General features: G+C 32.6%; 21 protein-coding genes and 1 pseudogene. 10 read left to right on the forward strand and 12 right to left on the reverse strand.

The window, feature by feature from the left end:
* The first annotated feature begins 17 nt into the window (after positions 1-17).
* Positions 18-1022: a restriction endonuclease gene (locus tag AC4QJR_RS24035; RefSeq protein ID WP_496524419.1), complete on the forward strand. Its 1005-nt coding sequence runs from the start codon at positions 18-20 to the stop codon at positions 1020-1022.
* Positions 1023-1064: 42 nt separating this feature from the next.
* On the opposite strand, the gene AC4QJR_RS24040 is transcribed toward AC4QJR_RS24035, so the two are convergent.
* Positions 1065-1322: a hypothetical protein gene (locus tag AC4QJR_RS24040; protein ID WP_496524420.1), complete on the reverse strand. Its 258-nt coding sequence runs from the start codon at positions 1320-1322 to the stop codon at positions 1065-1067.
* Between the two features lie 86 nt (positions 1323-1408).
* Positions 1409-1639, reverse strand: a complete 231-nt coding sequence (locus AC4QJR_RS24045) for a hypothetical protein (RefSeq protein ID WP_496524421.1) — start codon at positions 1637-1639, stop codon at positions 1409-1411.
* 118 nt (positions 1640-1757) lie between these two features.
* Between AC4QJR_RS24045 and AC4QJR_RS24050 the strand changes: the two genes are divergently transcribed.
* Positions 1758-1940, forward strand: coding sequence for a hypothetical protein (locus AC4QJR_RS24050; RefSeq protein WP_496524422.1), 183 nt, complete (start codon positions 1758-1760; stop codon positions 1938-1940).
* Between the two features lie 124 nt (positions 1941-2064).
* Here AC4QJR_RS24050 and AC4QJR_RS24055 read toward each other — a convergent pair whose 3' ends face one another.
* From AC4QJR_RS24055 to AC4QJR_RS24075, 5 genes are all read right to left on the reverse strand, one after another.
* Positions 2065-2454, reverse strand: a complete 390-nt coding sequence (locus AC4QJR_RS24055; protein ID WP_496524423.1) for a hypothetical protein — start codon at positions 2452-2454, stop codon at positions 2065-2067.
* A 106-nt stretch (positions 2455-2560) separates the two neighbouring features.
* Complete coding sequence (locus AC4QJR_RS24060) at positions 2561-3181, reverse strand: BA5345 family protein (protein WP_496524424.1); 621 nt, start codon at positions 3179-3181, stop codon at positions 2561-2563.
* Between the two features lie 301 nt (positions 3182-3482).
* On the reverse strand, positions 3483-3755 hold the full coding sequence (locus tag AC4QJR_RS24065) for a hypothetical protein (RefSeq protein WP_496524425.1): 273 nt from the start codon (positions 3753-3755) through the stop codon (positions 3483-3485).
* Positions 3739-3933, reverse strand: a complete 195-nt coding sequence (locus AC4QJR_RS24070; RefSeq protein ID WP_496524426.1) for a hypothetical protein — start codon at positions 3931-3933, stop codon at positions 3739-3741. Before AC4QJR_RS24070 ends, AC4QJR_RS24065 begins: the two co-directional genes overlap by 17 nt.
* 24 nt (positions 3934-3957) lie before the next feature.
* Entirely contained in the window at positions 3958-4203 is a 246-nt protein-coding gene (locus AC4QJR_RS24075; RefSeq protein WP_496524427.1) for a hypothetical protein, read from the reverse strand.
* Between the two features lie 406 nt (positions 4204-4609).
* Between AC4QJR_RS24075 and AC4QJR_RS24080 the strand changes: the two genes are divergently transcribed.
* The 6 genes and pseudogenes from AC4QJR_RS24080 to AC4QJR_RS24105 all read left to right on the forward strand — a co-directional run.
* Positions 4610-4747 (forward strand): hypothetical protein, encoded by a 138-nt coding sequence (locus tag AC4QJR_RS24080; protein WP_496524428.1) that lies wholly within the window; start codon positions 4610-4612, stop codon positions 4745-4747.
* 45 nt (positions 4748-4792) lie between these two features.
* Complete coding sequence (locus AC4QJR_RS24085) at positions 4793-5179, forward strand: hypothetical protein (RefSeq protein WP_496524429.1); 387 nt, start codon at positions 4793-4795, stop codon at positions 5177-5179.
* A 47-nt stretch (positions 5180-5226) separates the two neighbouring features.
* Positions 5227-5403, forward strand: a complete 177-nt coding sequence (locus tag AC4QJR_RS24090) for a hypothetical protein (protein WP_496524430.1) — start codon at positions 5227-5229, stop codon at positions 5401-5403.
* A gap of 28 nt (positions 5404-5431) precedes the next feature.
* Entirely contained in the window at positions 5432-6574 is a 1143-nt protein-coding gene (locus tag AC4QJR_RS24095; protein ID WP_496524431.1) for a hypothetical protein, read from the forward strand.
* A gap of 113 nt (positions 6575-6687) precedes the next feature.
* Positions 6688-6900, forward strand: coding sequence for a hypothetical protein (locus AC4QJR_RS24100; RefSeq protein ID WP_496524432.1), 213 nt, complete (start codon positions 6688-6690; stop codon positions 6898-6900).
* Positions 6869-6985 (forward strand): annotated as a pseudogene (locus AC4QJR_RS24105) (HNH endonuclease); the annotation flags it as partial. The gene AC4QJR_RS24100 and the pseudogene AC4QJR_RS24105, both read left to right, overlap by 32 nt.
* A 25-nt stretch (positions 6986-7010) precedes the next feature.
* Here AC4QJR_RS24105 and AC4QJR_RS24110 read toward each other — a convergent pair.
* The 4 genes from AC4QJR_RS24110 to AC4QJR_RS24125 all read right to left on the reverse strand — a co-directional run bounded on the left by AC4QJR_RS24110 (position 7011) and on the right by AC4QJR_RS24125 (position 9969).
* Positions 7011-7139, reverse strand: coding sequence for a hypothetical protein (locus tag AC4QJR_RS24110; RefSeq protein WP_496526758.1), 129 nt, complete (start codon positions 7137-7139; stop codon positions 7011-7013).
* Between the two features lie 563 nt (positions 7140-7702).
* On the reverse strand, positions 7703-8464 hold the full coding sequence (locus AC4QJR_RS24115) for a hypothetical protein (RefSeq protein WP_496524433.1): 762 nt from the start codon (positions 8462-8464) through the stop codon (positions 7703-7705).
* Between the two features lie 18 nt (positions 8465-8482).
* Entirely contained in the window at positions 8483-9385 is a 903-nt protein-coding gene (locus tag AC4QJR_RS24120; RefSeq protein WP_496524434.1) for an HNH endonuclease, read from the reverse strand.
* On the reverse strand, positions 9382-9969 hold the full coding sequence (locus AC4QJR_RS24125; RefSeq protein WP_496524435.1) for an AbiV family abortive infection protein: 588 nt from the start codon (positions 9967-9969) through the stop codon (positions 9382-9384). The genes AC4QJR_RS24120 and AC4QJR_RS24125 overlap by 4 nt, the downstream gene beginning before the upstream one ends.
* A 72-nt stretch (positions 9970-10041) precedes the next feature.
* Here AC4QJR_RS24125 and AC4QJR_RS24130 point away from each other — a divergent pair, with 72 nt between their 5' ends.
* Together AC4QJR_RS24130 and AC4QJR_RS24135 are read left to right on the forward strand one after the other, a co-directional pair.
* A complete protein-coding gene (locus AC4QJR_RS24130; protein ID WP_496524436.1) occupies positions 10042-10455 on the forward strand; it encodes an AlwI family type II restriction endonuclease in 414 nt (137 codons plus the stop codon).
* A 109-nt stretch (positions 10456-10564) separates the two neighbouring features.
* The gene (locus AC4QJR_RS24135; protein WP_496524437.1) at positions 10565-11383 is read left to right on the forward strand and encodes a restriction endonuclease; all 819 of its coding nucleotides are present in this window, start codon (positions 10565-10567) and stop codon (positions 11381-11383) included.
* Positions 11384-11548: 165 nt separating this feature from the next.
* Here AC4QJR_RS24135 and AC4QJR_RS24140 read toward each other — a convergent pair whose 3' ends face one another.
* Positions 11549-11773: a hypothetical protein gene (locus AC4QJR_RS24140; RefSeq protein ID WP_496524438.1), complete on the reverse strand. Its 225-nt coding sequence runs from the start codon at positions 11771-11773 to the stop codon at positions 11549-11551.
* Between the last annotated feature and the right edge of the window lie 98 nt (positions 11774-11871).

Genomic DNA, 11871 nt, shown 5'->3' on the forward strand with positions numbered 1-11871 from the left:
TAGGGGGAATGGTAAAAATGGCATATTATTATCGCAATCGTAGCTATAAAAAAAATAATAAGAAGAAAACAGAACCTAACCGAATCTTAAAAATGAATTGTCCTATACATGGAGAATTAGTTGGGGATACATCGTGGAATAAATTTGTGGTTTATGAAACTTTAAATCAGGAAAAGCAGCAAATTGAATTGAATTGCTACAAGTGCTTGGGAGAAAAAGTTTCAAAAGACAAAGAATATAATCGAGCCATATTCGATGAAGTTAACAAAGAAGCATACAATATATTTGGAAAGCCTGCAAAGGCATTTAATATTTTAAGCATAATATTAGGAGCTATTGGCATACCTGGATATTTTTTCTTTTGGTATTTTTATGGTTGGCTAGGTGGATTTGTCCCCAGCGCAATTTTCATTATTTTATGTGTTATTTGTTATCTCAGAGGTGAATCTTTGATACAGCAAAATGAACAGTACCGTATTGAAAATACTCGTAACCGTGGCTTAAAAGACGTACCGAACATTAATGCCTTACTGAAGGAAAAATCTTTTTACGTCAACAAATGGTTAAAAGAACTAGAAGGAGAAAAAAAAGAAAAATTAAAATACTCTTTTGCTGAAATTGATAAAATGACTGGTGTTCAGTTCGAGGATTTTGTTAAAATTCTACTACAAAAAAGTGGTTATACCAATGTTGAAACAACTAAAGCTTCTGGCGACGAAGGTGTGGATATTATTGCTTACCGAAATGGTAAAAAAATCGCAATTCAATGTAAAAGGTACAAAGCAAAAATATCGAACAGTGCTGTTCAGCAAGTTTATTCAGGTAAAGATTACTATAATTGTCATGAAGCCTATGTTATTACAAATTCCTATTTTACCGAAAATGCAATATTATTAGCGAAAAAACATAAAGTGAAACTGATTGACCGTGACCGATTATTTGATTTACTGGAAAAAGTAAGTGATAACATTCAGCAAGGTAAAACTGAATATCAAGCTGAATTTAAATTTGATACACTATGAAACCACCAGTAATTTTACTGGTGGTTTGTTTTGCTCGCTAATTTATTCTCCAGAAAAGTAATCTCTTCCCAATAAATAGTAACTACAGCCTTTAATATTTCCTTCAATGTAATCAATCATACCCGAGTCATTTTTCAAATCTTTTTCTTCAAGAAAAGCAAGTACCGTTCTTGAAAGTAAATCAACACAAAAAGTTAAATCTCTCTGAGAAAGACCGCCTTTAACTTCGTTAAGATGTGAACGCTCTTGTATGACATGACAAATTTCTGTTAATTCAGCTAACTTTTCTCTATTCCCCATAATAATCCACTCCTTTTGTACCATTATATTTAGGTTAATGAAGGAGTATGACTAAGGATAAGGCCAAGCACTGACGTTTAGTGATGTTATTTACTAAATTCTTCAATAAGCATTTTTGAATTTGCATATATGCCACTTAATATTTTTTGTTCATCTGCGTTAGGCAAGAAATGAACAGAGCCATTCACAATGGTTACTGTTTCATTTTTAATATCGCTAACGATACGACAAAGTTCTTCACCTTCACGAGTGAAAGTAGCTTCAACAATTTGTTCTTCAGTATTAATAACTGGATATTCTAAAGCAATCATTTCCATGCTATCACCTCCTCGCTACCATAATTCGCCATTCAATGACAATAGTCCTTTTATTAAAGCTATTAATATACTAAAACTTAGGGCAAATGGTATAATATGTCTAAAAGGAGTGGATTCAATGGGATATAGTACAGATGAATTATTTGCAAATGTTAAACCAGGTAGCAAACAAGAATTTGCTTTAAAACAACAATACAGACATTGTGTGGAATGTGGCTGGACTGAAAAAGAAGAGTTTCAGCATGAGGAAGATATTGTTTGTAAACCATGCTACGATGAGAAATTAGAACGAATGGATTAAGCAAAAAAAAAGGGTCTCGTGCTACACGATACCCTTTGTAAAAGGACCTAGTGAAACGTAAGTCCTTTTTTGAATATTAAAATTCAACTTTTTTACCGTTAGTTTCTACGATTTGGGACATTTTTTATTTAAATTCTATTTTTTTTGTTTTAACAGCTGGTCCTCCGTAATCTGACCAAACTTTCACGGTATAGCTACCTTTCCCAAAATCTTCAAAATAAGCGCTGTCTTCCTTCATGCTTGACATTATTCTAACTCCGCTCTCTTGAACCATTTTACCGTCTTTTAATAATTGAATATAGTAGCTGTGTCCGTCAGGCATGAGACTCTTCACCGTAATATAAATCCTGTCACGAGCATAATAAGCTTTGTCCTCGTATGATACTATGAAGCCTTCGCCTTTTACCTTTTCAATTGGCACATAATGGCTAATTTTCATTGCTATTACAATCACTAACGGTATTGCTACCATTAGGGTTACCGCTAGGACTACTACATTTTTAATAATCTTCATTATCGTATTCTTCCTCATTCAAATTCACCTCAATACCATAATTCGACAAATAGGACTAAATTCCTTGTTATCGGATAAAAAAACAAGCATCCCCGAAGAAATGCCCTTATAAATATGTTTTGATGATTTTTATTTGAAATGCTTTTAGATTGTTTGAAAAATAAATATAATTTGCCGATGCTGAAATAAACATTATTAGTTGTATGAATGCACCAAGATAAAAATACAAATTTGTGAAATCAACTTCATTAATACAATATATTGATATTGTAAAAGAAATTGTTGAACTAACCATTAATGAACCTAAACCTTGTATTGTACCCAATAAATGACGATATCTCTCTTCTAAGTATTTTCTTGTCTCTTCATTTTGATTGAGCAAAATCATGTGCCATACATATTCCAATTGGTAATAATCCTCATGCGGATGATTTCCCCATTCAGGATGCTTGGGAAAATTTTCTCCAATTTTTTCAGCATATTCATTATAATTTGCTTTTTTATTGAAAATCCACATTATTCCAAAAGAAATTTGTTGGAAAATATAACCCAATGGAACGCCAATGGCAGTCAATGTTACTAACAATGATAATGCTTTTGTTAGGTCTAGTGGTTTGACATCAAAAATATTAATGTCTTTCAAAATAATATAAGTATAAAACAACCAAAAAATAAAAACCCACCCTGGGATTCCCCAACGTATCATGTATTTTGTTTCAAATTTCATAAGACACCTCCCCATTCATATATTCGCCAAATGGGATTAATTTCCTTGTGACAACAAAAAGAACAACCCTCATTTCTGAGAGTTGTTCTTCGCCCCTAATGCCAACGCAATCGGAATCGTAACGGCAATTGCGACCTCGAGTTTAATTGACATAGTGACTTCCATAATAATATTGATTATCATAATGGCACTCCCCCCTTTGTTACACACCATGCGGTGCTAGGCATACAGCACATGATTAAAAAATGGGGTTGTACAAATATTACCATATTATTCTATCAATTGGAATATTTTTAATTATTTATTCTGCGCCTTCAGGAAATGGATTACAACCTGTTTCTGAATTTTGGCATTCTTGTATTCTCAATCTCTCTTCCTTATTTTGTTGACGAATTTCCTCAGCTTTTTCTTCTAATCTTTCTTGAGCTCTTTTTTCTGCAAAATCCTTTCGCTCTTCAAATACAGGGTCTTTTGGCAAGTATTGCATTAATACCATATATCCCATTGAGCCTAATACCAATACCGCACAAATTCCCATAGCAACTGTTTTCAGCACATTAATTACGTTTTTCATATACATATCCTGTTAAATGAGCCAAGTCACGGTTTAGTTCTTCAGTTGCTTCAAACATATAACATTGGTATTTTTTATTTTCCCTGTTCGGAGTGCTATATAGCAAATCATGTCCGAGTTTCACAAGCTCAACCATTAAGCTCTTTTTATAAATTATTTTGACCTTCGGTTTGTCCACCAGTAACAGCTCCCTTTTGTAATTTCAATAGCCTTTCAAAAGTTCTTCTAAAATCTCAACGAACTCAGCGTCAAACAGATTCATTTTGTTTAATAGGGCAAAAGCTCTTTGTTCCTCAATTACCTTAGCAACCACTGACGGTGTATCGAAAATACCAACCTCAAAAAATAGCTCCATAGCTTTCATGGATAAATAATCATTTTTACTTCCTTCCTCGTAAAACAACTTGAGTAATAGGTCAATCGCATTTGAAACAGTAGCTTTTTCCATGCTCCCAATCCTTCCAATATTAGGTATTTACTATATTGTAAGATGGCAAAAATTTGCCGTCCAGAAGAATTTTCCAGCCTTAGAGGCAAGCGGTTTTTTCATTTGAACTCATTTTGAGTTAGCTTAGTTATCTACCATTTTCCCTGCCTCATATATATAAGTCTTATATGAGCATGCGATTTTGGTAGATAATTTGCTGGTTATCTACTGTTTTCCCTAGCTCATATAGTAATAGTTATATATGAGGTAGCGATTTTCGTAGATAACTTTTACGTTTGCCCTAACTGCTGGATTTTGAACAATATAATAGCGTTATGTAAAAAAAACAGAAAAAGTAATGAAAAACGCCTTACTTTTGATTGACCTATGTATATATGTTTTAAGACGACAGAAAGGGTGAAGCAAATTGAATAAAGTTAAATCCACTGTATTAATCACAGTTGCAATATTCAATCTTGGAAAATTACGTGCTAAATCATTAGGACTGTCATTTAGCGCTTATGTTGAACAGCTGATTCGCAAAGATTTAGGCGAAGACAATTAATTGAATAAAAATATAAAAAAATATCTCATGGAGGACGAAATTATAATGAAACCTTGGTATGTAAGAAAAGAAAAATTTGTAGAAATGCTACAAGCGGAGTTTGAATCAAAAGCGAAAAAAATGACTGAAGCTCTTGAGAGGCTACAGGAAACTGAAATTGAATATCGTTTTGTATATGATGGTGACGATGACCACACGCCACAAGTTTTGCTCGATGAAGATTATTTTGGCGAAGATATGAGCCTAACCTTGGAATATCGTGGCGGACAGTATGAGCTGATATTGGAACGTAGGAACAGCAAATATGAAGTTGTCAAGGTACTAAAAATGAGAAACGAAGACCTTCAAACGACTGTCAATTACATTGATGCTTTAATTTTGGTTAACAAAGCTGGTTTCAATGAAGGTCTTAACGCTGAAGAGCTCGACTAATCGGGCTCTTTCTTATTATCAAATTGAATCAAATGGAGTGACAATAAATGAGTTTAAAACGGATTTTTAACAAACGAGTAGCCGATTTTTTAAAACAAAACGGCGCTGAATATGTGGGAAGGGAAAAAGGCGAAGTTGCAGAACGTCCTGACAGATACACATATTTCTTCATAAAAAACGAAAGGCTGTTCAAAGCTCTTGATATGTATCATTATATGAAATAACAACTTTGAACTGAATGGTAAAACTCGCATGGAAAACTTAACAAAGAAACAATTCGCTGATTTCTGGAGCGAAGACGGAACACTTAATGGTAGTGCTTGGCAAAAGGCTGAATCAAGAATTGCTTTAAAGTGTCATTATCAAAAAACGGGTAAAAACCGTGGAACACGTTATAACATTCTTGAAATTTACAATACGCCAAAAGAACGTGTTCATGGCAACAAAGGACGAGAACCAATCAATAAGGGTCAAGTTGATAAAAGCTCATTGAAATATCAAATGGCTCAAACACTTATTGAAATGAATTTGCCTGGAGCATATACACGAAATGAAATCCTTGGCGAAATGGGATTCAGAAGCGGAAATCTTAAACATTTTGATGAAATGTTTGACGCTGTGAACTTTCATGAATTGGACACTATTGACCAATTCGCTTTCAATGAAATTGAAAATCTAACCACTGCATTAATACGTTTATTTGGTGGAGCTATAGGATTAATTCAACGTGGCATTTTTGCAAGTGTATCAGTAAATGAGGAATTGTATTACGCAAATTCTAGTAACGAGCATTGTGAAGCTGAAGGCCTTGAAGAATTATATTTATTATACAAACAAGCTCGTTTAGAAGCAGCTGAAATTGTTAAGCAAGAATATGATTCAAAGTTATTTTTTGCCACAAGAATGTACCTCAACAACATTGAATATCAAGCTCTTATTAAAAATGAGGAAAAATATAAGTTTCTTGATGAAAACGACATTGCGTATTTTTACTCAAAATATGAAATCGTCAAACCAGCCAAGGAAAATTCTAAATATGAATATGATTTTGAAGTCGAAGATTATGATGGTGCTCAACATGAGCTTGAAATGTGGACAGACAATGAAGTTATTGCTAGTGATTTTTATATTTCCTTCATGGAACATAGAAAAGCAAATGCAATGACAAACATTGATAACTTGCTTATACGTGGTGTAGAAAGTGAACATTTAAATAATTTTGCTAACAAACAAATCATGATAGAATTTTCCAATGAACTTTTTATTTTCATGTTTGGATATAGTCCAAATTATAAATCTTTCAAAACAGCTTATGATGATTTAATCAGTGAAGCTAAAGAGCTTTACAACACAACTTTTGATGAAGTAATTGAAGATGCACTATCCATACTTTAACGGAGGAAGAATAAGAATTTCCCAGTCGAATAGTTTCCTATTCACTGGTTTGTTTCGTTAAACAGTGATACAAGCAAAAGGTTTTAGTAACAAATTAAAAGGAGAAAAAAATCATGCCCATAGTAAAAAGATGTCATTATTGCCATAAGACGTTCCCAAAATATGAAACCTGCGAATGTAAGAAAGAAAGAGACAGAGCAATTTCAAAGGAAAAGAATGAGCGATATGCGGAGGAAAAGAAGTTTTTCAATTCAACAAGATGGAAAAAGCTTAGGTTGAGTATCATCGAGCGTGATGGAGGCTTCTATCCAGCGTTGTTGGTTTAAAATCTTTCTTATTGTCAGCTCTAACCTTCAAGTCCACCATATCAAGCCACGTATTAAATACAATGGCAAAAATGATTATCCAGATTTAAGATATGATGAAAGCAACTTAATTACATTATGCCAATCGTGTAATACCCACTTAGGAACAAGTGAACAATTGGACTTTGATTGCCAAGTTCATGAAGATGATTGGGAGCCAGTGCTTTAATAGTGCTGGCTTTATTTGTACGATTATTCATCAATCCCCCCCTCAAAAATAGAAAAAACATAGGAGAACAAAGAGACTAAGAGGTGGGACCTTCTCGAAAAATCTTTTTCCCCTTTATTCAGATTTTTTGAATTTGCACGTAGCCCCCCTAGGGGTGTTTTTATTTTAGCAGGGGTTAAAAGAGACTAAGAGGTGGGACCTTCTCGAAAAATCTTTTTCCCCTTTATTCAGATTTTTTGAATTTGCACGTAGCCCCCCTAGGGGTGTTTTTATTTTAGCAGGGGTTAAAAGAGACTAAGAGGAGGTTAAAAAGGAAAAAAACCAATCCCCTTAACTCAGCAAATCCGCACCACTAATGGGTTTCTACCAATTTGCTGTTGTAATATGATTACTACTTTTGAAAAAATGTCCTTAATACTTCTGCTCAAATTTTTCATTTCATGCGAAAAAAACACAAAAAATCCGCCAAAAAAGCATAGAAAAAGCTACAGAAATCTATCGTTTTTGTTAAAATGAAGTCGCCTTCACTTGTATTTTTGATTAACATTGCTATGGAGTATAGGTCTATGCTTCAGACCATCTGACCTTGACCTTTTAGTAGTAATCAGACTGTTGGCTGCTATGTCTGAACATAAGTTCTAAAGGTATTTTGCCATTCTCAACTTTTCCTAAGTTATACGCAATATCCCTTGTATTCCCAATGTCTAAAATTAAATCATTTGTAAAGGGTTTTTTTATGATTATACGAAACTCTTTTTGAAATTCAAAAAATTTCCTTTTGTAAAGAAGTGCTCTTGAAGGGTCAACTTCGAAATCTTCATCGGACAGTGGGTGTGACTCTATTTCATCGTCATAGTATTTAACTATGCCACGCATCCTATTTAAATCTTCTTTTTTACAAGTATCGTCAAACCGATTTATAATCTCATCTATATCAGTAAAAAAGATTAAATCTCTTCCGTCAAACTGTTCAGCAAGTTTTTGCTCTAACTCAGGCTTTATTATCAATTTATTTTCATCTTCTATAATGAAATCTTCGTTAAGGTTAAGCAGAACAAAACAGCAGATAGGTAAATCTTTTAAATCTTCATATGATTGCCGAAAAACAGCCTTTTTAAAATGCAAAGGAAGTTCTTTACCATCTTCCAATATAATAAACATTTCTTCTGTTTTCGGATTAAGCAACTTACTCCATACACCTTCTCTTTTATCGCCAATACCTTTATCAATTTGTTGTTCTTCCAAATCAATAAATTGCCTGTTTCTTGAGAAGTAGAATTTTCCGTCTAAAGTACTTTCTGCAAATTGGCTTTCTACAAACTTTAATAAAAAATTCGCCTTGATATTTTCAAACAATTTTATTCCTCCTTAACACTACATTGATTTTTCTATATTCTCTCCTGCTTTTATTCTGAGTTTATTGAAATCTTCTTCCGATTCTAAATGGTGTATTTTTCTATGACAGTTAGGACATAGGGCAACAACATTATCAATCGTATCACTGCCTCCTTTGGACAAATAATGAATGTGATGAACTTCTAAAAATGGGGTTCCTTGCTTGTCTACAAATGGTGCCTCATTATCACATAACTGGCAGATTCCATTTGCTACTTTTCTTGCAAACTCTTTTATAAATACACTTCGACTAAACACAGTGAGTTTTGTTTCTTTACGAGTATCTTCGACAAAAACTTCATCCTGAAGTAATTTTTGCTTTAACTGTGGCAAGGACAGTTCTGCAAAGTAACCATTCTTCATTTCACAAAAATTCTCATACATTTCTGGTAAATACTGAAAATCATATGGAAGTCTGTTTCTCCGCCATTCTTCAAGGTCTTGCTTAATTCTCCACTTGGAGTTATGCCTATCTATCCATGTTTCTGCTAAATCTACATCATATTCTATTGCTTCATTCCAAATTTGTTCGGCTTGTTCCTTGGTTTTACTTAATAATATTTGGTGGATAAATAAAGACGAAAAATAGTATTTTTTTCTTCTATCTCTTTTGGCGATAATTACTTCTTTTAATTTATATGTATCTTCAAGTACCTCAATAAAATGGATAAGCGTATCTGCTTCATAATTTTTGGGCATTTTCAATCCGAGTTCCGTAAACCTGCTGTAAAATGCCTTTACTTCCTCATAATCCTTTAAGAAAAATAACATTAAATTCATTTCTATAACTGAAAGATTCCTTTTATTTTTTTTCATTAATTCAAGATATAAAAGAATTTCAGACAAATCCAATGAAATTTCTAAATTGCTCTTCTCATTCATTTGATTAACCCCTGCTTATTAAAAATTTCTCTTTGTAATCTGGCCCCTTCATGTTCCAATGATTTCTTTATTCCTCCTTTAACATGAAAACCACTTAAACTGTACGTTTTGAACATTTCCTCCACCAATTCCAAATGTGCTATGGCCAAACTTTTTGTTATTTCATGAGAAGGTTTTGTGAATTTATTATTTTGTATATCTGCATAAAGGCTGATATTTTTCATTTTATTAACGTAATCGAGATTTTCTTGCATTTTTTCTATTTTAAAACTTGAGTTCTCATTTCCTGTAATGTCTAACATCATTCTATAAAAAGCGAAATTCTGTTTATTCTTTAATTCATGACTTCTTAATCGTTTGTGGAAGTTTTTCCAATCATGAAGCTCCTTAAAAAATGACCGAGTAGCTTCTTGATATATAATTGGTAATTTTGCTAATTCTTCGTGAGCAATTTGGGCTAAAGCATAACACCTAGCATATTTTTTATTTTCAAATAATAGACTTGATTCTTCTAATAGTTCCTTTGCGTTCTCATAAACAAATATATAGGCTTCTTCTAATTTTCCGAATGATAAAGCAGTCAAAAAATTTACCTCCCAAAGTAAAATTCCTTTATATACCATTATACCAATTTGTTGTTTACACAGTTATTGAAATTGAATATTAATAATCAATTCACTTTTTTCTTTCTATATCAAGAAGCCGCAGAAGGTGAGCCAGTGGGTAGGCACGTTGCAAAGGAAAAAGCTAAGGTGACAGCTGCAACTGGCAAGCCAGTATATGGACTATTTATGGCACGTTCTATTGATACAAATACAGCGGAAACATTTCGTTTAGGAGTTTGGTACCAACAAGACGATAAGAAAATGAATTTAGAAATTCTACCTCAATTTATTGCTATTTTTGAAAATGGATTTAATGGTGGTCAGCGTAGAATCAATTATAAAATGTTAGAAGAACTTATTAATAGTTGTCAGGAGATTTGCTCCACTTCTGACGCTCCATCATGGAAGCAATTTATTGATGAAAAAATTAATAACTTTGCTAATGAATTAAAGGAAACTTCATAATTACTAAAAAACCTATGTTTTCATAGGTTTTTTTGTTCCTTTTTTTAGAAAAATCAACTATATTATAATTTACATATATTTCAAATTAATAATTAGGAGGTCGTTATTAATGGCTGTACCTCGTATCGATGAAATTCCTTTACCACTGTTAAAGTTAATTATTAATAAAAAAATTAAGAGTATAAAAGAAGCTAATGAACAACTAGCCAAGAAGTTTGGTCTAACTCAAACTGACTTGGGTATAAAAGATATTTCAGGCATAGGAAGGTTTAATGAACACGTAATATTATCCTATGTACAATTGGTTAGAGCTGGATTAGTATTTAACAGATTTCCATTTATAGCTACAGATGATGCAAATAGAATAATAAGAAGCAATCCAAGTGAAATTACTATAACGTATTTAAATGAGCTCGCTAAAGCAAGGCAAGAGAAGAAACTCATACAGGAAAAAGAGTTAACACGGCAAAACCTCATAAAAAAGTACGATGTGTTTTTAAAAAAAATAAAAATGACTGAAACAGAGTTCGAACATTTTTCAGGGTTGATTTTATCAAGAATGTATAACGTGGATTTTTTAGATTATGTTGAAATTACACCTCCTAATAATGACGGAGGAATTGATGGTATCATCCATTTGGGGCAGGATACGAAATCAAAAGTCTATTTTCAATCTAAATTAAAGGATAATCGTTATCCAATTGGTGAACCATTACTACGTGATTTTACAGGAGCGCTAGTTGCAAGGAAGGGAAATAAAGGATATTTTGTTACAACTACTAGATTTTCTAATGAGGCAATCCGTTTTGTGGAAAAATTAAAAGAGCCAGACATAGATATAAAAATAACTTTAATCGATGGCCATAAATTAGTGGAACTTATCTTCAAATATAAACTTGAAAATGAAATAATTCCGATTAAGCAATGATAAAAGGTAATAAAATGTTAATTTTACTGACTAGGGAGCTTAGAACTCCCTAGATTTTTATACAACTTTCATATATTTTCTATATCTTGCCAGGTTTAGATATATATATTTTATATTCTATTTATATCTAGCCATTAATACGGATATATCACCTTTATCTATTTTCTATCTCATTTGTTCCATCTCTTCCTTTTGCCACTGTTTAACAGCTTCTGCTCGTAATTTTGCCCTTTCTTTAGCAATTTCTGCTTTTTTATCGTCTACTGGATTGGAAGGAAAAGCTGAATTAAATATCATAACTCCCATAGCTCCAAATATTAATATTGTCGTTAATGCCAACGCTAGTATTTGCACTATAGAGTTTTTAAAAATAGCTTTAATAACCCTCATAATGTTATCCCCTTTCATTCCTAAAATGCACTGAACGTGTCAGCTTTGAACGTTAATATATCGGACATACATTTATATCCCTCAACTATTACAACGTC

It is taken from the genome of Neobacillus sp. BP17, assembly GCF_059579525.1.

Bases quoted from the DNA above. Each gene is read 5' to 3' on its own strand.
- AC4QJR_RS24120 (WP_496524434.1), bottom strand. From the start codon at position 9,385: ATGAATGAGAAGAGCAATTTAGAAATTTCATTGGATTTGTCTGAAATT.
- AC4QJR_RS24095 (WP_496524431.1), top strand. From the start codon at position 5,432: ATGGAAAACTTAACAAAGAAACAATTCGCTGATTTCTGGAGCGAAGAC.
- AC4QJR_RS24085 (WP_496524429.1), top strand. From the start codon at position 4,793: ATGAAACCTTGGTATGTAAGAAAAGAAAAATTTGTAGAAATGCTACAA.
- AC4QJR_RS24055 (WP_496524423.1), bottom strand. From the start codon at position 2,454: ATGAAGATTATTAAAAATGTAGTAGTCCTAGCGGTAACCCTAATGGTA.
- AC4QJR_RS24140 (WP_496524438.1), bottom strand. From the start codon at position 11,773: ATGAGGGTTATTAAAGCTATTTTTAAAAACTCTATAGTGCAAATACTA.
- AC4QJR_RS24045 (WP_496524421.1), bottom strand. From the start codon at position 1,639: ATGGAAATGATTGCTTTAGAATATCCAGTTATTAATACTGAAGAACAA.
- AC4QJR_RS24100 (WP_496524432.1), top strand. From the start codon at position 6,688: ATGCCCATAGTAAAAAGATGTCATTATTGCCATAAGACGTTCCCAAAA.
- AC4QJR_RS24135 (WP_496524437.1), top strand. From the start codon at position 10,565: ATGGCTGTACCTCGTATCGATGAAATTCCTTTACCACTGTTAAAGTTA.
- AC4QJR_RS24090 (WP_496524430.1), top strand. From the start codon at position 5,227: ATGAGTTTAAAACGGATTTTTAACAAACGAGTAGCCGATTTTTTAAAA.
- AC4QJR_RS24060 (WP_496524424.1), bottom strand. From the start codon at position 3,181: ATGAAATTTGAAACAAAATACATGATACGTTGGGGAATCCCAGGGTGG.
- AC4QJR_RS24040 (WP_496524420.1), bottom strand. From the start codon at position 1,322: ATGGGGAATAGAGAAAAGTTAGCTGAATTAACAGAAATTTGTCATGTC.
- AC4QJR_RS24050 (WP_496524422.1), top strand. From the start codon at position 1,758: ATGGGATATAGTACAGATGAATTATTTGCAAATGTTAAACCAGGTAGC.
- AC4QJR_RS24065 (WP_496524425.1), bottom strand. From the start codon at position 3,755: ATGAAAAACGTAATTAATGTGCTGAAAACAGTTGCTATGGGAATTTGT.
- AC4QJR_RS24075 (WP_496524427.1), bottom strand. From the start codon at position 4,203: ATGGAAAAAGCTACTGTTTCAAATGCGATTGACCTATTACTCAAGTTG.
- AC4QJR_RS24110 (WP_496526758.1), bottom strand. From the start codon at position 7,139: ATGAATAATCGTACAAATAAAGCCAGCACTATTAAAGCACTGGCTCCC.
- AC4QJR_RS24035 (WP_496524419.1), top strand. From the start codon at position 18: ATGGCATATTATTATCGCAATCGTAGCTATAAAAAAAATAATAAGAAG.